The sequence below is a fragment of the Staphylococcus sp. GW823-FHT05F06 genome, assembly GCF_058795495.1.
The window spans coordinates 1-21,568 of sequence record NZ_JBXAHW010000024.1; the positions used below are offsets into that span (position 1 = coordinate 1).

The following is a 21,568-nucleotide window of genomic DNA, read 5'->3' on the forward strand; positions in this document are numbered from 1 at the left end:
CTCTATAACTATAAAAAATAGCTATGAAAAAATCTATCGTCATAGATTTCTTCATAGCTAATCTTAGTATGTTTAATATCCTCATAATTTCTTATAATCAAATACACGGAACTATACTGTTTTAGTTATAAGTTAATTCCGTTTCAAGCCATTCAATAACTTCGTTAAAAATAGTTCTATTATAAGAACTTTCATTAAATATTTCATGCTCCAAACGATCATAGATGTGTAATGATTTATGTGCTGATCCTATTTCTTGATAAAGCTGTAAAGAATCTACATAGCTTACTAGCCCATCTTCCTTGCCATGCAATATCAAAATATTATCTGTAAATTGTTGAGCATTGTCTTTCAAATACCTAACACCATCCATTATTGAAAAGACGAGCCCCATAGAGATTTGTTTCGCATTCAAATCATCAAGTTTATATTTTTCCATTACCTCTAAATCAGAACATACCCCCTCACTTAAATTGTTTTCTATATAAGTATCAGGTGATATGTTTCTATCAGGATTGCCAAATAGTTTATTATTATAACGTGTTAATGCTCCAGAAGTTATAATACCATTCACTGTATTTGGATGTTTCGTTCCATATAAAGTGACTGTATAACCACCCATACTATGACCGATTAAGTAAACTTTACCTTCAAAGTTTGACTTCACATAATTTATTATCGCATCTAAATCTTCGACAATTTCATTACTATTGCTATAAAAGGCACGCTTGCCTTCAGAACGACCATGCCCTCTTTGATCATATCTAATAACACTAAAACCCGCTTCATTTAAATATGCTGTTATCTCATCATAACGATCTAAATGTTCTGCCACACCATGAGCTATAATGATATTCGCTTTTGCATCTTGAATATCATTCACTTTCATATAAAGTTTTGTATTATCTTTTGACTCAATAAATTTTATATAATGCATTTTAACCTCTCCAATCAGCTTGATAAAATTATGATTCATTCATTTTTTTAATACCCCTAATTTTTGACCCAAATCAATGTTTGCAGTAATACTATATAAATTAACCCTTTAAGCCCATGTTTTTTATAGGTTCTGTTGCAAAGTAAAAAAATATAGCTAACCACTAATTTATCATGTCAGTGTTCGCTTAACTTGCTAGCATGATGCTAATTTCGTGGCATGGCGAAAATCCGTAGATCTGAAGAGACCTGCGGTTCTTTTTATATAGAGCGTAAATACATTCAATACCTTTTAAAGTATTCTTTGCTGTATTGATATTTTGATACCTTGTCTTTCTTATTTTAATATGACAGTGATCTTGCTCAATGAGGTTATTCAGATATTTCGATGTACAATAACAGTCAGGTTTAAGTTTAAAAGCTTTAATTACTTTAGCCATTGCTACCTTCGTTGAAGGTGCCTGATCTGTAATTACCTTTTGAGGTTTACCAAATTGTTTAATGAGACGTTTGATAAACGCATATGCTGAATGATTATCTCGTTGCTTACGCAACCAAATATCTAATGTATATCCCTCTGCATCAATGGCACGATATAAATAGCTCCATTTTCCTTTTATTTTGATGTACGTCTCATCAATACGCCATTTGTAATTAGCTTTTTATGCTTTTTCTTCCAAATTTGATATAAAATTGGGGCATATTCTTGAACCCAACGGTAGACCGTTGAATGATGAACGTTTACACCACGTTCCCTTAATATTTCAGATATATCACGATAACTCAATGCATATCTTAGATAGTAGCCAACGGCTACAGTGATAACATCCTTGTTAAATTGTTTATATCTGAAATAGTTCATACAGAAGACTCCTTTTTGTTAAAATTATACTATAGATTCAACTTTGCAACAGAACCTATATTTTGCTATAATTATTAAATTAATTGCCTTTGTGTTAGTATTCCCTGGATTACTAACACTTTGGTTAGCTGTTCTAAGTGATACAGGTGCAGCAATATTAGTTATATTAAATTCATTACGTTTATTAAAAAAATAAAAAAGCCTAAATACTCTCTCGATTTGTGAGAAAGTATTTAGGCTTTTTGAATTAATAAATTTCTTACTTCTTATGTTTATTTAACAATTAGTACTGGGACAGAACTTCTTTTAGCAATCTTATGTGTAACATCTCCTAAAACATGTTTAATATTCAAATCGACTCTATGATTACTCATAATTACTAAATCAAATTCACCATTATTTATATCTCCAGAAGTAATTTTTTCTAAGATTGTATCTTTAATATGCCCAAAATCTACATCTATTTTATATTGAATATCTCTTTTTTCTAATTCACGTAAAAATGGAGTGAGTTTTTTCTCTTTTTCTCTAATAATATCTTCTTTATGCTTATTATAATACTTGACACTAATTGCAAGATCATTTTCTGTTACAACGTGATAAATTACAACAACTGAATCTTCATCGGTGACTTTTTCTAAATAGTCAGGGATAGCACTAAAATCATTTTCGAAATCATAGGGTAATAATATATTTTTGAACATCTACACCAGCCTCCTATTACTTATTATTTAGATGTCTATTACTTATATATACCCTAAATATGTATGCTTATTCTCATATTCAAATTATTCAAATATATTCCTTATCATGTATTAGATTCTATTTTTTATATTATTTTTGTAATTCTTTGTATAAACCTATTTATTTATAAAGCGCTCTAATACATACCTAAATATCTTCAACTTATAAACTACTTTTTATTTCAATGCCTTTTTCCAAACTTCTTTTATGAGATATTGTGGTTATTACCTAACTCTCATTATTAATGTTATTATTTTATTTATACATAGTAAATGTAACTGTAAGACATTCTCACCTAACATGTTTTGTTATTACCTGACATTTACAATTTACACATTTCGCTATTATTACGCAAATTATTTTGATTTTATAATTATGATGACTATAATCTATTCTAATTAATCTCTCCTTTTAGGCATAAAATAATCTACTTATAATTAAAGCATCCACTATTTCAAAATTATTTGTAAATTGAGATTTATAAGTGATTTTTATACAGTTATTTAAAATCTATTTCATAATCAAAAATAATAAAGGGGGTAATAAAAATGAAAAAAGAAAAACGTTTAAATCTTATCTTAACTGTTATACAACAGAATCAGTTTAATAAAAAACAACAAATAGTGGATTACATGGCAAGACATTTTGGAGTTTACTATAGCTTGACAACTATTTCTCGTGACTTACAAGAATTAGAAATTTACAAAATCCCTGTTGAAAATAAAAAGTATATTTACAAGAAAATAAATCAAACAAATCAATTAAGTGCAAAAAAACAATTAGAAATATTTAGTGATGAGATTATTGAATTTATAACGCTAAATAACTATGTCTTAATAAAAACATCTCCTGGCTTTGCTCAAAGTATAAGTTATTACATAGATCAATTACAAATGAAAGAAATATTAGGAATTATTGGAGGTAACGATACTTTGATGATTTTGACTTCTTCAAATGAAATAGCAGAATTTGTTTGTTATCAATTATTCCCTTAAAAATTAAATGATTATATTAATAGGAATGATTACTAATACAAAAAAATGAGTAAAAAATCTTTTTGCTTGAATAAGATAAGGTTTTAACAATGAGATTTTTCAAATTATTCACTATTATATAGTACAAAATACATATTCATACAAAATTTTGCATTGAATAAATCTATATATGTGAAAACCCTCCCTAAACAATTGTGAATTAAATCACACGATGTTTTTTGAAAGCGTTTTATAATGTGAATGTAATAAAGCAAAGGAGGAATTTGAAATGGTACAAGGACCCATTCAAGTAAATAGTGAAATAGGCAAATTGAAAACTGTGTTGTTAAAAAGACCAGGAAAAGAATTAGAAAATTTAGTACCTGATCATTTAAGTGGTTTATTATTCGATGATATTCCCTACTTAAAAGTTGCACAAGAAGAGCATGACAAATTTGCTCAAACTTTGAGAGATGAAGGAATCGAAGTAGTTTATTTAGAAAAACTTGCAGCAGAATCTATTACTGAGCCAGAAGTACGCGAGAACTTCATAAACGACATATTAACAGAATCTAAAAAGACAATATTAGGTCATGAAACTGAAATTAAAGAATTCTTTTCAAAGTTATCTGACCAAGAACTTGTAAATAAAATCATGGCTGGCGTACGTAAAGAAGAAATTCAACTTGAAACAACCCATTTAGTAGAATATATGGATGATAGATATCCATTTTACTTAGATCCAATGCCCAACCTTTATTTTACAAGAGATCCCCAAGCTTCAATTGGTAGAGGAATGACAATTAACAGAATGTATTGGAGAGCACGACGTAGAGAATCTATTTTTATGACATATATACTGAAACATCATCCAAGATTTAAAGATAAAGATGTACCAGTATGGTTAGATCGTAACTCACCATTTAATATTGAAGGTGGAGATGAATTAGTATTATCGAAAGATGTTTTAGCTATTGGTATATCAGAACGTACATCAGCTCAAGCAATAGAAAAGTTAGCACGTAATATTTTCAAAGATGCAAACACAAGTTTTAAAAAAATCGTAGCTATTGAAATACCTAATACACGTACATTTATGCACCTAGATACAGTACTAACTATGATTGACTACGATAAGTTTACAGTACATGCAGCAATATTTAAAGAAGAAAATAATATGAATATATTTACCATAGAACAAAATGATGGTAAGGACGATATAAAAATTACTCGTTCTAGCAAGTTACGTGAAACACTTGCTGAAGTTTTAGAAGTAGAAAAAGTGGACTTTATTCCAACAGGTAATGGCGACGTTATTGATGGTGCACGTGAACAATGGAATGATGGCTCAAACACATTATGTATTCGACCAGGGGTTGTGGTGACATACGATCGCAACTATGTATCAAACCAACTTTTACGCGACAAAGGAATTAAAGTGATTGAAATTACTGGTAGTGAACTTGTACGTGGACGCGGAGGCCCAAGATGTATGAGTCAGCCGTTATTTAGAGAAGATATTTAAATTTGAAAGGTGGTAAAAGTCACAAGTAATTCATTCATTAAATCAAATAACAAGATTTTTACCACCTTTATTAGGGGAGATTAATATGGATGAAAATAAATTAGGTAAAACTTCCTTAATTGGTTTAGTCATAGGCTCTATGATAGGCGGTGGTGCATTCAATATCATCTCAGATATGGGTGGCCAAGCTGGTGGACTTGCAATAATTATCGGTTGGATAATAACTGCTATTGGTATGATTTCTCTTGCTTTCGTATTTCAAAATTTAACAAATGAGCGACCAGATCTTGATGGAGGAATTTATAGTTATGCTCAAACAGGGTTTGGAGATTTTATTGGTTTTTCAAGTGCTTGGGGATATTGGTTTGCAGCATTTCTAGGTAATGTGGCTTATGCAACCCTATTAATGTCAGCTGTGGGTAACTTTTTCCCTATATTTAAAGGAGGTAACACACTTCCAAGTATTATCATAGCATCAATTTTATTATGGGGTGTACATTTTTTAATACTTAGAGGTGTAGAAACTGCAGCGTTTATAAATAGTATTGTTACAGTAGCTAAATTAATACCTATATTTCTAGTTATTATATGCATGATAGTTGTATTCAACTTCAGTACTTTTAAATCCGGTTTTTATGGTATGACTAGTGGAAGTGTTGGCGTTTTTAGTTGGGGAGATACAATGGCACAAGTAAAAAGTACTATGTTAGTAACTGTATGGGTATTCACAGGGATTGAAGGAGCCGTTGTCTTTTCTGGACGTGCAAAGTCTAAAAAGGATGTAGGAACTGCTACCGTTATTGGTTTGATTTCTGTGCTAGTCATTTATTTCTTAATGACTGTACTAGCCCAAGGTGTCATTCAGCAGAACCAAATTTCAAAACTTGCTAATCCATCAATGGCACAAGTATTAGAACATATTGTAGGTCATTGGGGTTCAGTGTTAGTTAATATAGGCTTAATTATCTCTGTTTTAGGAGCTTGGTTAGGATGGACATTACTAGCTGGTGAATTACCATTCATTGTAGCTAAAGATGGACTTTTCCCGAAATGGTTTGCTAAAGAAAATAAGAATAAAGCTCCGGTCAACGCTTTAATTATTACTAATATATTAGTTCAGTTATTTTTAATTAGTATGTTGTTTACAGATAGTGCCTATCAGTTTGCGTTTTCACTTGCATCAAGTGCAATCTTAATTCCATATACACTCAGTGCTTTTTACCAGGTTAAATATACTATTCAAAATAAATCTAAAGCTAATTTAAAACAATGGATAATAGGAATTATTGCATCTATTTACACAATTTGGTTGGTTTATGCAGCTGGATTAGATTATTTACTATTAACGATGTTGTTATATATACCTGGATTACTCGTATACAGCTACGTACAAAGGGATAATAACAAACATTTGACAAAATTGGATTATACGTTATTCATATTCATCATTGTACTTGCAATAATAGGAATAGTTCGTTTGATTACAGGTAATATTTCTGTATTTTAAGTTATGATTTAAACTAAGTAATTTTTAAGGGGTTTATAGTTATGTATGAAGAAAATATTTATATTAAAAATTCAGAATATGAATTTGATAATAATCTTAAACAATTAGCATCATACTTAAATATTCCTGTTAGTATTGTTAGACCTTATAAAGAGGATTTAACACTTTATCAATATAAAAAAGGACAAGTCATATATCATTCAACTGATCAAATAAAATTTGTATACTTTTTAGTAAATGGTTGTATTTTACATGAATCTTCTAATATTACTGGTGACAATTATTTAAGATTAAGTAAAGACGAAAATATATTTCCAATGAACTTCATATTTAATGAAACCCCTGCACCATATGAAATATGTACAGCTTTGACAGATTGTAAAATATTAACTTTACCGAAAGATTTACTTGAGTATTTATGTAGAAAGCATAATGAAATATTTGAAAGTCTCTTCAAGAAACTTAATGAGACTATTCAATTTCAAGTAGAATATATTATGGCGTTAAGAGCTAATTCAGCTAAAGAAAGAATTGAAAGAATACTACAAATTTTATGCCTTTCAATTGGGGATGATAATGGAGAATTCTATGAATTAAAACAAATTATGACTGTTCAATTAATAAGTAATTTATCTGGACTTAACAGAAAAACTACTGGTGAAATAATCAGAGAATTAAAAATAGAAAATATTATATATCAAGATAAAAGAAATTGGATTATAAAAAAATAACATGAATAAAATATTAATTGAAAAGGAGATATTCAAAATGAAAAATTTAAGAAATAGAAACTTTTTAACTTTGTTAGACTTCACACAAAAAGAAATGGAATTTTTACTTAATTTATCTGAAGATCTTAAACGCGCAAAATATGCAGGAATAGAACAACAAAAAATGAAAGGTAAAAATATCGCTCTACTTTTTGAAAAAGATTCAACACGCACTCGATGTGCATTTGAAACAGCGGCTTATGATCAAGGTGCACATGTAACATACCTTGGGCCAACAGGTTCTCAAATGGGTAAAAAAGAGTCTACCAAAGATACTGCTCGTGTTTTAGGTGGAATGTATGATGGCATAGAATATCGTGGATTCTCACAAAGAGTAGTTGAGGATTTGGCAAAATATTCTGGCGTTCCCGTATGGAATGGTTTAACAGATGAAGATCATCCTACACAAGTACTTGCTGATTTTTTAACAGCTAAAGAAGTATTGAAAAAACCATATAATGAAATTAACTTCACATATGTTGGAGATGGACGTAATAACGTTGCAAATGCCTTAATGCAAGGAGCAGCAATCATGGGCATGACTTTCCATCTTGTATGTCCTAAAGAACTAAATCCAACTGATGAATTATTAAATCGGTGTAATGATATAGCTGACAAAAACGGTGGTGAAATCCTTATAACTGATGATATTGATGAAGGTGTCAAAGGATCTGATGTAATTTACACAGATGTTTGGGTATCTATGGGTGAACCTGATGAAGTTTGGGAAAAACGTATCAAATTATTAGAACCATACCGTGTAACTAAAGAATTAATGAAAAAAACAGGTAATCCACATACAATTTTTGAACATTGCTTACCATCATTCCATGATACTGAAACAATAATCGGTAAACAAATTCAAGAAAAATATGGTCTAACTGAAATGGAAGTAACAAATGAAGTATTTGAAAGTGAACAATCAGTTGTTTTCCAAGAAGCAGAAAATAGAGCACATACAATAAAAGCAGTCATGGTAGCAACATTAGGAGAGTAAATGAAAGGAGGATATAAATATGTCTAAAATCGTCGTAGCTTTGGGTGGTAACGCTTTAGGACAATCGCCTAAAGAACAATTAGATTTATTAAAAAGTACATCTAAATCTCTAGTAAGTTTAATCGATAAAGGATACGAAATTGTAATTAGTCATGGTAATGGTCCACAAGTTGGAAGTATTAACTTAGGTTTAAATTATGCGGCGGAACACAAACAAGGTCCTCCTTTTCCTTTCCCTGAATGTGGTGCTATGAGTCAAGCTTATATTGGCTATCAGATGCAAGAAAGTTTACAAAACGAACTTCATTCAATGGGCATAGATAAACAAGTTGTTACGCTAGTAACACAAGTTCAAGTTGCAAGCGATGATTCTGCTTTCAATAACCCTACTAAACCAATTGGATTATTTTATACAAAAGAGCAGGCTGATAAATTTACGAAAGAAAAAGGTTATACTTTTGTAGAAGATTCTGGACGCGGCTATCGTCGCGTTGTCCCTTCCCCACAACCTATAAGTATAGTTGAGTTAGATAGTATAGAAACATTAATCACTCATGGAACACTAGTTATCGCTGCCGGCGGTGGTGGAATTCCAGTAATTAAGGAAAATGAAGTTTATACAGGTGTTGATGCAGTTATTGATAAAGATAAAACGAGTGCTTTATTAGCAGCACATTTACAATCTGATCAATTAATCATATTAACTGCTGTGGACCATGTTTACATTAACTATGGAAAAGAAAACCAAAGAGGTCTCGATGAAGTGTCTGTGGATGAAATGAAAAAACATATCTCTGATGGTCAATTTGCTAAAGGAAGTATGCTTCCAAAAGTTGAAGCTGCACTTCAATTTCTTGAAAAAAATACTAAAGGCAGTGTTTTGATTACATCTCTAGCAGGATTAGGGGACGCTTTAGACGGTAAAATAGGAACATTAATTAAGAATTGAAATTATAATACTTTAGTTCAATTACCTTTATAAACAAAAGAGCCTATAATCCTAGGGCACTGAACCCTTAAAACGGGAACTTAATAAAAACACCATGTTCTAGGCTATTAATTCTCTGTATTTTACAGGGGATAAGTAGCCTAGTTTTTGTTGAATTCGATTATTATTATTATTATTATTGTTTTTAATGTACTTTTCGACAATATCTATTACAATGTGATTAGAGTGATTAAGCTCATTATTGATGTAAAAAGTTTCAGACTTTAGCGAGGAATGGAAACTTTCTATCGGGGCGTTATCGGCAGGTGTTCCCTTTCGGGACATACTTCTGATAATGCCTTTTTCTTCGCACAATTGATAATAAGCATAAGATGTATAAACGCTGCCTTGATCACTATGTAATATACAACCCTCAGGTATATCGATTTGATTTAATGTATCATTAACTAAACTTTGGTCTTGTTTATCATCTATTTTATACGCCACAATTTCTCCGTTATAAATATCCATTATCGAAGATAAATACAACATAGAATGACCAAATGGTAAATAAGTAATATCGGTTGTTAATACTTCCATTGGACAACTCGCTTTAAATTGTCTTTGTAATAAATTGTCCGTTTTATAATACGGTTTACCTATTTTTGTCATCTTTTTAGGTCTAACTCGGCAGTTCAAATGATGCTTCTGCATCATTCTCTGTACTCTCTTATGATTAATTGGTGATGTATAACATTGATTAATCAATGCTGTAATCTTACGATAACCGTAGGTATAGTGGTTAGCTTTACATAATTCAATAACTTTTTGTGTTACGGTATCATTTTTATGGGTTTTGTTTTTCCATCGGTAATATGTTGATTTAGGTATGTTTAATACTTTTAGTAGCAATTTGATTGAATATTTTACTTTTAATTGATCCACTAAATCTATGACTACTGTTGGTACCACTTCCTTTCCAATGCCTTGTACTTTTTTAAAATATCCAATTCTATATCTTTTCTCTTATTTTCTAATTTTAATTGTTCTACTTCTGACAGCTCTTCTAATCCTTTACCGTAGGTATATTGTTTACCAACTTGTTGTGAAAATCTATATGCTAGTTTTGGTAAAACTGAGGAAGGACGCTGGATAGCTAAGAATGCCCATAATTATGGATTTATTATAAGATATCCTAAAAACAAAGAAAGCATCACAGGATATCAATATGAACCTTGGCATTTACGTTATTTAGGAAAAAGAAGGCGACAAAAGTGTACAAATCTGGTGAAACATTAGAGGGATTTGTAGGCTTAAAATGATCAATTTAAAATAATCGAAACTTCAACTACCTTATTATCGACGAAGTGTATTCCAGCACTTCGTCTTTATTTTTACCGCAAACATTATACCTTACTATTTAATAAATCTATTTTATATCTACATACTTCCTCTTTCTTTTTCTAAAAATTTTTGAGAATTCTCTTTATCAATTTCAATAACACTTATCTAATGAAACAGTCATTGTCGTAATTTTTTCATAACTACACGAGGCTTATATTGAAATTGCTAAAGAACATCCCACGATGATTTTTTATCGGGAAAGGAATGGGATTTGCAGATTAGAAGAAGCAGAAGGATTGTGCAAGCACAATCCCAAAATCCCGTTATTCTTTATAAATAAATAATATATATAAGGAAGCAGAGACCCCACCCTATCATCAATACTTATAAATAATGAGTTGATTGTTCGTCAAAATAGGCGGAATTTCGGGATTTCCTTGTCATACCAAGGTTTGTAGCGGTTTTTTATATGGAATTTTCTCATATTGTCAACGGGATCAGTAATAAATGACAAATCAAATATATATTATCTCAATGATGTATATGAAGTACATCACTATCACACTATCTAGGGAGGCAATGATATGAAAACAACTACTCAAGAACTCAAACAATATATGACTCGCTTATTCCAATTATCTAACAATGAAACATGGGAATGTGAAACACTGGAGGAAGCGGCAGAAAATATTCTACCCAAACGTTTTATTAATGATTCCCCACTTGCACATCTTATACTTGAAACTTATACCTACTATAATAATGAGCTACATGAACTAAGTATCTATCCATTTCTAATGTATTCTAATAACCAACTCATCAGTATTGGTTATCTGGATCATTTTGATATGGACTTTCTATACCTCACAGATACTAAAAATACGATTATCGATGAACGTCATTTACTAAAAGAAGGAGGGAATAACCATGAATAATTGGATCAAAGTGGCACAAATATCTGTTACAGTCATTAACGAAGTGATTGACATCATGAAAGAAAAGCAAAATGGAGGAAAATAGTATGAAAATCAATCGATACATCACAAGAGGCATTAGTGAACAACTATCTCTAGACCTTCAAATCTTACTTTGGAACATGGTAAAAGATCGAGACAATCAACTTAATACAGATTACCTACACATTTTCAAACTACAAGAAGATGATAATATGTTGTCAATTACACATGAACAAGAACAACCCGCATACAAATTGGAATATCACTATACAAACTATATAAAAAATCAAAATGCATTACCTAAGAAAGTCTACGTCATCCGAGAAGATGATGTAGACGCTTTTTATTATGTGATGCTTTTGCCAGAAGAATACTAAAGGAAGTGACGATATATGAATACAATCAAAAGTACGATACACACAGAAGCGATATTTAGCGATGATGAACAACATCGCTACTTACTCAAAAAGATATGGGATGACAAGAAACCGGCTTGTACTGTGATAACGATGTATCCTCATTTAGATGGTGTATTATCACTCGATCTTACTACGGTTCTCATCCTCAATCAATTAGCTAATTCTGAGCAATATGGCGCTGTTTATCTCGTTAATCTTTTCTCTAATATTAAAACACCAGAGAACCTTAAACATATCAAAGAGCCTTATGATGAGCACACAGATATACACTTAATGAAAGCAATTAGTGAAAGTGACACAGTCATTCTTGCTTATGGTGCCTATGCGAAGCGACCAGTTGTTATCGACCGTGTCGAACAAGTGATGGAAATGTTAAAACCTCATAAAAAGAAAGTAAAAAAGCTCATAAATCCAGTAACGAACGAAGTTATGCATCCACTCAACCCTAAAGCACGTCAAAAATGGACACTAAAGTAAAGGAGTATTATCTATGAACCATGACAACACTATACAATCCAATTGGCGAACGGTTGCTAGTTGTTTAGCATCACAAAATTACATTTCAATAGTAAAAGGTCTGGTGCATCATTTCACAGCCATCGATGACGAGGAAATACTTGATAAAATCTATGAAGAGTTTATAAATGATGACTCTATTACAACGGTACTTAACAATGATTTACAAACAATTATTAATCATTATCTATCAAAATGAAAACTATATTCTAATAAAACTAGAGCATCCTTCACTTTTGCGGTGAAGGATGCTCCTATATCTTTTTTTATCTAAAAAAACTATTAGTAATTAGTTTTAAAACATTTATCTTCTAATATATAGATATGAAATGTAAAAATACAATTAGATTGGCAGTCACAATGCAAATGTAATATTTGTCAGTAATCTTCCTACTCAAATTGTTATTCTTTTCATAGAAATCAAGAGGAGGAACGACTTGAATTCTATTATATTCAATGCATCTTCATTATAATTCTACCTACTTCACCATTAGACAAACGATCAAATCCCTCATTAATTTCATCTAAAGTGATAACCTCACTGATGAGTGAATCAATATTTAAACGTCCTTGGTTGTATAGATTAACGAACCTTGGTATATCTCTGTCAGGTACACAACTTCCTACATATGATCCTTTAATGGTACGTTCTTCAGCCGCTAAAGTAACTTGAGGGAAAGAAAAATTATCTTTAGGATTAGGCAGTCCTGTTGTTACAGTTGTCCCCCCTCGTTTAGTAATCTGATAAGCAACTTTCATAGCTGGCACTACACCCGCTGTTTCAAAAGCATATTCTACTCCGCCAGGAATATATTCTTTAATTTGCTCATCGATATCTTTATCGCTTGAATTAAATGTTGCTGTAGCCCCAAATTGCTTTGCTAATTCAAATTTATCTTCGTTAATATCTAAAGCAATAATTTCATTGGCTCCCGCTAGTTTAGCTCCAATAATAGCATTCAATCCAATACCTCCTAAACCAACAACCGCTACATTACTACCAGAACGAATTTGGGCTGTATTCACCACAGCACCGATACCTGTGATAATAGCACAACCAAATGCAGCTGCACGTTCAAAAGGTATTTTTTTATCAATTTTAACTATAGAGTTTTCAGAGACAACAGAATATTCAGCAAAACCTGATATCCCCAAGTGATGATATACTTTTCCTTCATCATTAGATAAACGCATCCCTCCCTCTAACATTTCGCCTTTTTCATTAGATATTGCTCCGTTTTCACATAATGCAGGACGTCCTTCTTTACATGGGATACATTTTCCACAACTGGGAATAAATGTGCATACCACATGATCTCCTTCGCTAACTCTTGTAACAGCTTTTCCAACTTTAATTACTTCACCGGAAGCTTCATGACCAAGTGCCATAGGTAAAGGTCTAGGTCTGTTACCATTAATTACTGACAAATCAGAGTGACATAATCCAGCTGCATGAATTTTAATTAATACTTCGTGTTCGCTAGGATTATCAAGTTCTAAGTATTCAATTTTTAAAGGTTTAGATTCTTTATAGGGCTTTTTAGCCCCCATTTCATGTAAAACTGCTGCTCTAGTTTTCACTTCCAACACTCCTTTAATTTATATACATTAAGTCTATTCTTATCTGTTATTTTACACTTTAATATTATTATTTACAAAAAATTCTGATTATTGAGATTATTTTATATAATACCAATTTTTAAAAATTTATTATGTAAAATCATAATTTAGAAGTGATTTGGTTTTCAAGTGAATTTAAGGTGTGAAGATTAAAAAATATATTAAAGAAATACTTGATAAAATTTATGAAGATTTTATGAATAACGACGCTATCACAACCTTACTTAACAATGATTTACAGACGATTATTAATCAATATCTATCAAAATAAAAACTATATACTGATAAAAATAGGGCATCTTTCACTGAGTAATAAATCAGAGATATTAGAGAATAATAAGAAAATGAGAATTAGTATGTAGTGAATTGTTAAAATAGATTTATTCACAGTGAATAATGACTTATTCGTTATTTATATTTATAATGCAAATATATAAGAAAATTTTGGGAGTGGGATTATGAAACTAAGAGCATTAGAGTATAGTGATTTACTTTTTGTTCATGAATTAAATAATGAATATTCTATTATGTCTTATTGGTTTGAAGAGCCTTATGAATCCTTAACGGAACTTCAACATTTATTTGATAAGCATTTATTAGATGAATCGGAAAGACGTTTTATTGTTGAAGATGAAAATCAAGTCGTAGGTATTGTTGAATTAGTAGAAATTAATTACATCCATCGTAATTGTGAAATACAAATAATTATTAAACCTGAGTTCAGTGGTAAAGGTTATGCAAAATTCGCATTCGAAAAAGCGATAATTTATGCATTCAATATTTTAAATATGCACAAGATCTATCTATATGTTGATGCAGATAACAAAAAAGCTATTCATATATACGAGTCACAAGGATTTAAAACAGAAGGATTACTTAAAGAGCAATTCTACACTAAAGGTAAATATAAAGATGCCTATTTTATGTCATTATTGAAATCTGAATATATTTTGTAGTATAAAAGATAACTCATATATTCATTTAGGTAGGTTCAAACCTGAATTACTTCTAATAAAATTAAAACGGACTTCTCGCGAATGTCTGTAAGAGGAATAAATTCTTGATAAAATCTACGAGGATTTTATGAATGATGACGCTGTAACAACGGTACTTAATAACGATTTGCAAACAATTATTAATGACTATCTATCAGAATGAAGCTTATATTAATTTCAACAAAAATAGAGCATCCTTCACTTTGCGGTAAGGGATGCTCTCAATTTATTTTTGTCTATTTTCAATTAACATAATAGGACGTTATCAGAATTACACAAACATTTTTTGTAGTAAGCCTTGTTTGCGTTGTTTTAATAATTCTATTTTTTTACCTTGTTTTAAAATTAGTGTATCTATTTTATTAAAAAAGTTATCAATTTTAATTTTAGACTGACCCCAATTAGTGGGAATTATATAAAAACACTTTCGTTGAATTCATATTAAAATGAATCATACGGAGGTGTTTTTTTTCTATGAAAAGAGCTTCTTATTCAGTAGAAACAAAGTATAAAGCAGTTGAAATGAAAGCAGCAGGATTTCCAACAAAAGAAATTATGAAAGAATTAAATATTAGAAATAGAACACAAGTGAAAAATTGGTGGCGATGGTATCGAAATGGGGAAAGTTATAGATTTTCACAACATGTTGGTAAACAATATACCTACGGTTATCGTAAGATTACAGCATTGATTAATCAATGTTATACATCACCAATTAATCATAAGAGAGTACAGAGAGTGATGCAGAAGCATCATTTGAACTGCCGAGTTAGACCTAAAAAGACGACAAGAATAGGTAAACCGTATTATAAAACGGACAATTTATTACAAAGACAATTTAAAGCGAGTTGTCCCATGGAAGTATTAACAACCGATATTACTTATTTACCATTTGGTCATTCTATGTTGTATTTATCTTCGATAATGGACATTTATAACGGAGAAATTGTGGCGTATAAAATAGATGATAAACAAGACCAACGTTTAGTTAATGATACATTAAATCAAATCGATATACCTGAGGGGTGTATATTACATAGTGATCAAGGCAGCGTTTATACATCTTATGCTTATTATCAATTATGCGAAGAAAAAGGCATTATCAGAAGTATGTCCCGAAAGGGAACACCTGCCGATAACGCCCCGATAGAAAGTTTCCATTCCTCGCTAAAGTCTGAAACTTTTTACATCAATAATCAGCTTAATAACTCTAATCATATTGTAATAGATATTGTCGAAAATACATTAAAAACTATAATAATAATCGAATTCAACAAAAACTAGGCTACTTATCCCCTGTAAAATACAGAGAATTAGCAGCCTAGAACATAGTGTTTTTATTAAGTTCCCATTTTAAGGGTTCAGTGCCTCTAACAAAAAGCATTCTTTTTTTGTGAAAATAATATCTCTTAAATTGTTTAAATCATTATATCCTTATCTATTAAGATCAAATTTTAAAATAAGTATATTGATATCGTTTACCTGTAAATAGTATAGTTTTTATTAAAGATTCCAATTTCTTATTATTATCTGTAAGAGAAAGATTCTCTGGAAATATAAGTACACCGTAGTTATAGTTATCTTCGACAGTGAAGTCAGAAGCTTTTAACTTCAAATCGTCTTGGCTTTTTAAAAATGAACCATTAACAATATCTTCAATATAAGTACCTTTTCCAATAAATTTCGCTACTCACTTCGATTGTGGATGATAATATAAATTCTCAGGTCTTTCTTAATTTTATATTGATTATAACAACACATACTTACAATATCGTAAGCTTCTCTTATAACTGTTGTAATAGCTCGCTATTAATGTTTTTATAATAGTAAAGAAAAGTAAAGAAGGTGAAAAAAGTGGAAAATACAAATAGTAATATGCATAAAAATGACAATAGTTACGTTTTATCAGCATTGAGTTATTTAAGTATCTTTTTCGCACCTGTCATTTTACCTTTATTTGTATGGATACTTGCTGATGAACCAACATCAGAACATGGCAAAAAAGCATTCATTAATCATATTATGACTTGGGTTAGTTTTTTTATAGGTAGATTGGCATTTATTTTTTCTAAAGAAGTCTTTGATAAACCTTTGGATCATCAATTATTAATATTTAGCATTCTTTTAATTATTACTATTATATTCTTTTTAATTGCTTTAATATTATATATCTTGAACATTAACAGAGGAATTAAAATTCTATTAAAAAAATAAGTCACTTATATATCAACTTATTAAGGGAGTCCTATACTCCCTTTTTTAATTGTAATGTATTCTATCAGTATTACCTTTATTCATAGTCTAAAATACTTACTTCAATGTTTCTAATAATATCTCGTGAGGCCTCAAAGTTGTTATTAATATAACCATTTTTATTCAATGATAAAGAAATTAATTGGCCTGCATAATAAGTATTGTGATTTACTCTAAAGGCGTGCGTAAATGCTTCACCATTTTGTATTTTCTCAATCAATGTTGCTCTGTTCACAAAAATGGGTTGGCTAATATTTATAGCTTTTTCATCTTTTATATTAAATTCATATAATCTTAATCCATGTATTTTAAGATCATCCTTATTTTTCTTAATGACATATTTAATCACATTATACGTTCTAGCCATTTACTAATCTTCCTCCATTAAGATATTAATTCGAAGCTCTTTCTTCTTTTAAAAACATATAACGTTCAATTAAAAAATCAAACTTTGTAGCTTATTGCGCATCATCATTTGAACTTTGTATGCCAATTTTAATTTTTAAACCATTAATCATACTTTGAAATTTTTGCTGATAACTTTCTCTTTCTTCTTGTTGAGAATAGCAAAAATGTTCATTTTGTGTAATTAATTGGTAATATTTAAAACAATTATCTAAAGTTGTTAATCCATAGGCTAAATAATACAAATTATCTGTTTCAAGTGCTCTTTTTCAATCTACTAATGAAAGATGTATGGCACCTCTACTAATTGACTAATATCTGTCATACAACCTCTCCCAAAATTAATTTTTAAAAATATGTTCTCTATGCCAATCTAAATATTTCAAATTAGGTTTCTGACAATCTGGTAGTTCGATTTTTTGATTTTCATAAATCTTTAATTCTTCATATAAAGCAGCATCTTTCTCTGCTTCTTTAGATAAAACAACTCTATAACTGTTAGAAAAAGTGATAAAGCCTTTCTTAAATGCTTTTGCTAAAAATAAAGACAAACAAATACCATTTGAAGGATCTAGTCTAATAAACTCATTTTCATGCCAAGGAATAATATGTGTAACGACTAAAAAGTCTTTAGTTTTAATCCCGGTAATTGCACATCTATAACTATAATTTTGTTTAATCCTTTTTGAAAACTCAAAATGAGCACTTCCCTTAGCTTGAACAAATGCTTCATGATTCCCTACGTAGTAAATATTTTTCTTTATTCGAGTTGCCATATCAGCCATTTGTTTAAAAGTTAGCGAAATATCATTATTAATATAATTACTTTCTATTTCCACTACATTTCTACTCAAACTTAGTAGTTTTAAAAAATCATTTTTTGTAATATTACTGATTTTATTTTTAAAGAAAAACTGCTCCCACTCTTCTTTAATTCTTTCTTTGAACTCCCATTTTAAATTTTCAATATTATCTTTTAAAACACGATCCACAAAAAGTAAGGGTTTTGAAATGTAAGCGGTTGCTACATTATTTTTTCGCTCAATTTTTTCTATTTTCCCAGCTCCAAAGAAATAAAATTGTTGAGCAATTTGAGATAAATTAGTTGGCCGTCTAAAAATGAACAAATCGCCTTCTCTGATCTTATTATTCTGTTTTACATCCCAAGTAAACTCCTTTTCAGTATCATCACTATTTGTATAGTTGGTATCTAATATAAAATAGCGAGTGCGTTCGTTTTCTAACTCAGTTTTAAAGGTGTTATATAGTGACTCTAAGTATCTATTTTTATATTCGCTTATACTCATCTTTCTATCAGCTCACTTGTAAATTATAAATATTTAGTATACTTTTATTTAATTATTAAATATCAATTTCTAAATATATTCTGATAATTATTTATTTTATATATGTATTATTAGCCTTAGAGCAATATTAGGTGACAAATAAAAGGCTACCTCATAAGGTAATCCTCTCAAGATAATGTGACAAAATAATTGATGATCTTTAACATTAATAAGAACTAAATTCATAATTCTTAAATATATTTTCTAATTAAACTATCGTAATGTCTATAATATTTAATTATTTTTTATAAAAATTAAACATTTTATTAAACTATTTTTATAAAATAAAATAATATTACAATATAATTAATTATAAAAATTTAAGGGTATATTGAAGTAATACATTACATAGGAGTGATAAAATGCCAAGTCGTTGGGTAAAAGTTAAAACCTTTAAGTCATTATCTACTTCCAAATTAGAGAAAAAGTTACAAAATTTCAAATCATATAATAGCTTTGATATTATAGAAATTAAAAGACATTCATATTTATTTTTAAATATAGTCGAAGTTTATTACAAAGATAAAACTTAGACTTTTTATTACTACTTTTTTAAAATCTGTCTATTTTTACAGCATTGAATTTCCAGCCGTATAATTTAAAATTCTAATGTAATTCTAAATATTTTATAGATAAAGTAGAAAACGTTAATACTACACTTATATGAATTATATAAAATATTAGATGATTTTAAAAAGAGAATTACCTATGAACCGTGACACTACATAACCTGATTGGTGAATAATTACAAACAGTTTAGCTTCGCAAAATTATATATAGCTCATAAAAAGACTAGTACATCGCTTTACAGCTATTGAAGATGAGGAAATACTTGATAAAATCTATAAAAATTTTATGAATGATGATACTATAACAACGATATTTAACAATAATTTACAGGCAATTATTAACCATTACCTATCAATATGAATATTAAATAAAACTAGAACCTCCTTCACTTAGCACTGAGGAATATTCTTACATTTTTTAATAAGTGGTGATATAAAAAAGCAGTTAGTGGCCATAGATTCAATTTCTAAGGTAGCTTCCCTTTCAATAATTTTTGAATTCAAAATTTTAATATAAATCCCTTCCTTTTATATTATACACAATCTATTTTTTAGTTTTATTTGTGATACGCTTCTGCGTATCGGTTAATGATGCGGTTTTTTATTAACGTCTTTTTGTTATAAGTCTTAAAGAAATACTAAACAAGCAAAATCATTTTCCTTAACTGAAACGAAAGAACGACAAATTCCATACTATTACATTAGAATTTGTCGTTCATTTATTTATTAGAAGTATATATTTTACAGACTTCTAAATTAATTGTTACAACAATTATTATTATCTTGCTGTCCTTTTTCATTCTTCTCTGTTTTTTCTTCAATTTCTACTGAACAACAAGATTGTTCCTGAGGTTTTAATTTTTTTAATACGTCTTTGACTCCCATTATCTCACCTCCTTTAAATAACGATGTTCACAATCAAACCTGTAGAAATAGCTACAACTAAAATGGCGATAACAAATGAGACTACAAATTTTTTCTTGAATAGTTTCGATAATAATACAACTTCTGGAATACTTGCACCAGCACCACCAATGATCAAAGCAACAACTGTCCCAAGCGACATTCCTTTTGAAGCTAATGCTTCAGCTATAGGTAACATTGTTTCAGGTCTAATATACATTGGAATGCCTATAACAGATGCAATGAATACAGATATAACGCCATCACCACTTGCGTATTTTGTAATAAATGTTTCGGGTACAAAGCCATATATGAACGCTCCAATAAACACACCAATAAATAGGTAAGGAAGCATTGGATATAAAAATGCCCACGCATCATTTAATGCTTGTTTAAAACGAAATCCCATTTTATTAGCAAAAAATCCATCGCCTTTAACATTTACTCCTTTATAAGTTTCAGCTAAATTCATTTTTGAAAATACTAGACCTGTTAAGACACTAAAGAGTGCTAGTAAAATAAAGTAAACAACAGCAACTTTCCAACCTAATAAGGCCCATAACATAAATATCATTAATGGATTCATTAAAGGTGACGCAATTAAAAAACTCATTGCAGGGCCAAATGGAACTTTAGAATTTAATAAACCTGCAAGTATAGGAATTGTAGAACAAGAACAAAATGGTGTCATCGCACCAAAAGCCATTCCCAAAATATAATTAATAGCTTGATTAGGTTTACTTAAAAAGTGTTTTATTTTTTCTTCTGAAACTATCTGCTGGATTATACTTACAATAAAGCTCACGATGATGAATAGTATTAATAATTCAAAAAACAACATCACAAATGTTTTTATAAATTCCATAATTGAATCTAACATTAGTATAATGCCTCCAAATTTAATTAATCAATATTTCTTGATGAGGCTGGGACATAATTTCTAACAAATTAGCCAGTAAATGAGTTTATTATAAATTCATTTACTGGCTTCTTTATTTA

Annotated in this window: 22 protein-coding genes and 4 pseudogenes; 17 read left to right on the forward strand and 9 right to left on the reverse strand. The window is 29.7% G+C overall.

Annotated elements, in window-relative coordinates:
- Window positions 1–121: 121 nt before the first annotated feature.
- From AC1Q7N_RS11095 to AC1Q7N_RS11105, 3 genes are all read right to left on the reverse strand, one after another.
- Window positions 122–937 carry an alpha/beta hydrolase gene (locus AC1Q7N_RS11095; protein ID WP_000558975.1) on the reverse strand — a complete coding sequence of 272 codons (816 nt, stop codon included), beginning with the start codon at window positions 935–937 and terminating at the stop codon, window positions 122–124.
- Between the two features lie 187 nt (window positions 938–1,124).
- A protein-coding gene (locus AC1Q7N_RS11100) for an IS6 family transposase (protein ID WP_223200821.1) occupies window positions 1,125–1,798 on the reverse strand; the annotation gives its coding sequence in 2 pieces (ribosomal slippage) (window positions 1,125–1,591 and window positions 1,591–1,798; 675 coding nt in all).
- A gap of 272 nt (window positions 1,799–2,070) precedes the next feature.
- Window positions 2,071–2,502: a universal stress protein gene (locus AC1Q7N_RS11105; protein ID WP_000475805.1), complete on the reverse strand. Its 432-nt coding sequence runs from the start codon at window positions 2,500–2,502 to the stop codon at window positions 2,071–2,073.
- Window positions 2,503–3,090: 588 nt separating this feature from the next.
- On the opposite strand from AC1Q7N_RS11105, the gene AC1Q7N_RS11110 reads away from it, so the two are divergent.
- The 6 genes from AC1Q7N_RS11110 (at window position 3,091) to arcC (ending at window position 9,264) form a co-directional block, all read left to right on the forward strand.
- The gene (locus AC1Q7N_RS11110; RefSeq protein WP_000711814.1) at window positions 3,091–3,537 is read left to right on the forward strand and encodes an arginine repressor; all 447 of its coding nucleotides are present in this window, start codon (window positions 3,091–3,093) and stop codon (window positions 3,535–3,537) included.
- Between the two features lie 268 nt (window positions 3,538–3,805).
- The gene (gene arcA, locus AC1Q7N_RS11115) at window positions 3,806–5,041 is read left to right on the forward strand and encodes an arginine deiminase (RefSeq protein WP_000249804.1); all 1,236 of its coding nucleotides are present in this window, start codon (window positions 3,806–3,808) and stop codon (window positions 5,039–5,041) included.
- 85 nt (window positions 5,042–5,126) lie between these two features.
- Window positions 5,127–6,548: an arginine-ornithine antiporter gene (arcD, locus tag AC1Q7N_RS11120; RefSeq protein ID WP_000344142.1), complete on the forward strand. Its 1,422-nt coding sequence runs from the start codon at window positions 5,127–5,129 to the stop codon at window positions 6,546–6,548.
- Between the two features lie 41 nt (window positions 6,549–6,589).
- The gene (locus tag AC1Q7N_RS11125; protein ID WP_000272781.1) at window positions 6,590–7,279 is read left to right on the forward strand and encodes a Crp/Fnr family transcriptional regulator; all 690 of its coding nucleotides are present in this window, start codon (window positions 6,590–6,592) and stop codon (window positions 7,277–7,279) included.
- Between the two features lie 37 nt (window positions 7,280–7,316).
- Window positions 7,317–8,315 (forward strand): ornithine carbamoyltransferase, encoded by a 999-nt coding sequence (gene argF, locus AC1Q7N_RS11130; RefSeq protein ID WP_000793596.1) that lies wholly within the window; start codon window positions 7,317–7,319, stop codon window positions 8,313–8,315.
- 19 nt (window positions 8,316–8,334) lie between these two features.
- Window positions 8,335–9,264 carry a carbamate kinase gene (gene arcC, locus AC1Q7N_RS11135; protein WP_000036757.1) on the forward strand — a complete coding sequence of 310 codons (930 nt, stop codon included), beginning with the start codon at window positions 8,335–8,337 and terminating at the stop codon, window positions 9,262–9,264.
- Between the two features lie 99 nt (window positions 9,265–9,363).
- Here arcC and AC1Q7N_RS11140 read toward each other — a convergent pair.
- Window positions 9,364–10,364: pseudogene (locus AC1Q7N_RS11140) on the reverse strand (IS3 family transposase); the annotation flags it as partial.
- Here AC1Q7N_RS11140 and AC1Q7N_RS11145 point away from each other — a divergent pair.
- The 5 genes and pseudogenes from AC1Q7N_RS11145 to AC1Q7N_RS11165 all read left to right on the forward strand — a co-directional run.
- Window positions 10,351–10,565, forward strand: a pseudogene (locus tag AC1Q7N_RS11145) (M15 family metallopeptidase); the annotation flags it as partial. The pseudogenes AC1Q7N_RS11140 and AC1Q7N_RS11145 overlap by 14 nt on opposite strands.
- 606 nt (window positions 10,566–11,171) lie before the next feature.
- Window positions 11,172–11,522, forward strand: a complete 351-nt coding sequence (locus AC1Q7N_RS11150) for an SAUGI family uracil-DNA glycosylase inhibitor (RefSeq protein WP_000859159.1) — start codon at window positions 11,172–11,174, stop codon at window positions 11,520–11,522.
- Between the two features lie 86 nt (window positions 11,523–11,608).
- Complete coding sequence (locus tag AC1Q7N_RS11155; RefSeq protein WP_000700852.1) at window positions 11,609–11,920, forward strand: DUF960 family protein; 312 nt, start codon at window positions 11,609–11,611, stop codon at window positions 11,918–11,920.
- A 15-nt stretch (window positions 11,921–11,935) separates the two neighbouring features.
- Entirely contained in the window at window positions 11,936–12,439 is a 504-nt protein-coding gene (locus AC1Q7N_RS11160; RefSeq protein ID WP_002502656.1) for a DUF1643 domain-containing protein, read from the forward strand.
- A gap of 13 nt (window positions 12,440–12,452) precedes the next feature.
- Complete coding sequence (locus AC1Q7N_RS11165) at window positions 12,453–12,677, forward strand: hypothetical protein (protein WP_001015130.1); 225 nt, start codon at window positions 12,453–12,455, stop codon at window positions 12,675–12,677.
- A gap of 254 nt (window positions 12,678–12,931) precedes the next feature.
- Here AC1Q7N_RS11165 and AC1Q7N_RS11170 read toward each other — a convergent pair whose 3' ends face one another.
- Window positions 12,932–14,059: a zinc-dependent alcohol dehydrogenase family protein gene (locus tag AC1Q7N_RS11170; RefSeq protein ID WP_000857159.1), complete on the reverse strand. Its 1,128-nt coding sequence runs from the start codon at window positions 14,057–14,059 to the stop codon at window positions 12,932–12,934.
- A gap of 181 nt (window positions 14,060–14,240) precedes the next feature.
- Between AC1Q7N_RS11170 and AC1Q7N_RS11175 the strand changes: the two genes are divergently transcribed.
- The 4 genes and pseudogenes from AC1Q7N_RS11175 to AC1Q7N_RS11190 all read left to right on the forward strand — a co-directional run bounded on the left by AC1Q7N_RS11175 (window position 14,241) and on the right by AC1Q7N_RS11190 (window position 17,307).
- Window positions 14,241–14,369, forward strand: a complete 129-nt coding sequence (locus AC1Q7N_RS11175) for a hypothetical protein (RefSeq protein WP_001791888.1) — start codon at window positions 14,241–14,243, stop codon at window positions 14,367–14,369.
- Window positions 14,370–14,556: 187 nt separating this feature from the next.
- Window positions 14,557–15,054 carry a GNAT family N-acetyltransferase gene (locus AC1Q7N_RS11180; protein WP_000776433.1) on the forward strand — a complete coding sequence of 166 codons (498 nt, stop codon included), beginning with the start codon at window positions 14,557–14,559 and terminating at the stop codon, window positions 15,052–15,054.
- Window positions 15,055–15,567: 513 nt separating this feature from the next.
- Window positions 15,568–16,418: pseudogene (locus AC1Q7N_RS11185) on the forward strand (IS3 family transposase).
- Between the two features lie 529 nt (window positions 16,419–16,947).
- On the forward strand, window positions 16,948–17,307 hold the full coding sequence (locus AC1Q7N_RS11190; RefSeq protein WP_000432278.1) for a magnetosome magnetite crystal formation protein family: 360 nt from the start codon (window positions 16,948–16,950) through the stop codon (window positions 17,305–17,307).
- 76 nt (window positions 17,308–17,383) lie between these two features.
- Here the strand turns inward: AC1Q7N_RS11190 and AC1Q7N_RS11195 are convergent, their stop codons facing one another.
- Both AC1Q7N_RS11195 and AC1Q7N_RS11200 read right to left on the reverse strand, forming a co-directional pair.
- Window positions 17,384–17,713, reverse strand: coding sequence for a hypothetical protein (locus tag AC1Q7N_RS11195; protein WP_000124775.1), 330 nt, complete (start codon window positions 17,711–17,713; stop codon window positions 17,384–17,386).
- 379 nt (window positions 17,714–18,092) lie between these two features.
- Window positions 18,093–19,058, reverse strand: a complete 966-nt coding sequence (locus AC1Q7N_RS11200; RefSeq protein WP_000027972.1) for an HNH endonuclease — start codon at window positions 19,056–19,058, stop codon at window positions 18,093–18,095.
- 401 nt (window positions 19,059–19,459) lie between these two features.
- Between AC1Q7N_RS11200 and AC1Q7N_RS11205 the strand changes: the two genes are divergently transcribed.
- On the forward strand, window positions 19,460–19,630 hold the full coding sequence (locus tag AC1Q7N_RS11205; protein ID WP_001141152.1) for a hypothetical protein: 171 nt from the start codon (window positions 19,460–19,462) through the stop codon (window positions 19,628–19,630).
- A gap of 208 nt (window positions 19,631–19,838) precedes the next feature.
- A pseudogene (locus AC1Q7N_RS11210) lies at window positions 19,839–20,027 on the forward strand (hypothetical protein).
- Window positions 20,028–20,422: 395 nt separating this feature from the next.
- On the opposite strand, the gene AC1Q7N_RS11215 reads toward AC1Q7N_RS11210, so the two are convergent.
- On the reverse strand, window positions 20,423–20,551 hold the full coding sequence (locus AC1Q7N_RS11215; RefSeq protein ID WP_002487845.1) for a hypothetical protein: 129 nt from the start codon (window positions 20,549–20,551) through the stop codon (window positions 20,423–20,425).
- Between the two features lie 13 nt (window positions 20,552–20,564).
- Window positions 20,565–21,449 (reverse strand): permease, encoded by an 885-nt coding sequence (locus AC1Q7N_RS11220; RefSeq protein ID WP_145376398.1) that lies wholly within the window; start codon window positions 21,447–21,449, stop codon window positions 20,565–20,567.
- Window positions 21,450–21,568 lie beyond the last annotated feature (119 nt).

What these genes read in the sequence shown, in the direction of transcription:
- argF (WP_000793596.1), top strand. Translation starts at nt 7,317, where the DNA reads ATGAAAAATTTAAGAAATAGAAACTTTTTAACTTTGTTAGACTTCACA.
- AC1Q7N_RS11155 (WP_000700852.1), top strand. Translation starts at nt 11,609, where the DNA reads ATGAAAATCAATCGATACATCACAAGAGGCATTAGTGAACAACTATCT.
- AC1Q7N_RS11165 (WP_001015130.1), top strand. Translation starts at nt 12,453, where the DNA reads ATGAACCATGACAACACTATACAATCCAATTGGCGAACGGTTGCTAGT.
- AC1Q7N_RS11195 (WP_000124775.1), bottom strand. Translation starts at nt 17,713, where the DNA reads ATGGCTAGAACGTATAATGTGATTAAATATGTCATTAAGAAAAATAAG.
- arcA (WP_000249804.1), top strand. Translation starts at nt 3,806, where the DNA reads ATGGTACAAGGACCCATTCAAGTAAATAGTGAAATAGGCAAATTGAAA.
- AC1Q7N_RS11150 (WP_000859159.1), top strand. Translation starts at nt 11,172, where the DNA reads ATGAAAACAACTACTCAAGAACTCAAACAATATATGACTCGCTTATTC.
- AC1Q7N_RS11125 (WP_000272781.1), top strand. Translation starts at nt 6,590, where the DNA reads ATGTATGAAGAAAATATTTATATTAAAAATTCAGAATATGAATTTGAT.
- AC1Q7N_RS11160 (WP_002502656.1), top strand. Translation starts at nt 11,936, where the DNA reads ATGAATACAATCAAAAGTACGATACACACAGAAGCGATATTTAGCGAT.
- AC1Q7N_RS11200 (WP_000027972.1), bottom strand. Translation starts at nt 19,058, where the DNA reads ATGAGTATAAGCGAATATAAAAATAGATACTTAGAGTCACTATATAAC.
- AC1Q7N_RS11095 (WP_000558975.1), bottom strand. Translation starts at nt 937, where the DNA reads ATGCATTATATAAAATTTATTGAGTCAAAAGATAATACAAAACTTTAT.
- AC1Q7N_RS11220 (WP_145376398.1), bottom strand. Translation starts at nt 21,449, where the DNA reads ATGTTAGATTCAATTATGGAATTTATAAAAACATTTGTGATGTTGTTT.
- AC1Q7N_RS11105 (WP_000475805.1), bottom strand. Translation starts at nt 2,502, where the DNA reads ATGTTCAAAAATATATTATTACCCTATGATTTCGAAAATGATTTTAGT.
- arcD (WP_000344142.1), top strand. Translation starts at nt 5,127, where the DNA reads ATGGATGAAAATAAATTAGGTAAAACTTCCTTAATTGGTTTAGTCATA.
- AC1Q7N_RS11205 (WP_001141152.1), top strand. Translation starts at nt 19,460, where the DNA reads ATGCCAAGTCGTTGGGTAAAAGTTAAAACCTTTAAGTCATTATCTACT.
- AC1Q7N_RS11110 (WP_000711814.1), top strand. Translation starts at nt 3,091, where the DNA reads ATGAAAAAAGAAAAACGTTTAAATCTTATCTTAACTGTTATACAACAG.
- arcC (WP_000036757.1), top strand. Translation starts at nt 8,335, where the DNA reads ATGTCTAAAATCGTCGTAGCTTTGGGTGGTAACGCTTTAGGACAATCG.
- AC1Q7N_RS11215 (WP_002487845.1), bottom strand. Translation starts at nt 20,551, where the DNA reads ATGGGAGTCAAAGACGTATTAAAAAAATTAAAACCTCAGGAACAATCT.
- AC1Q7N_RS11180 (WP_000776433.1), top strand. Translation starts at nt 14,557, where the DNA reads ATGAAACTAAGAGCATTAGAGTATAGTGATTTACTTTTTGTTCATGAA.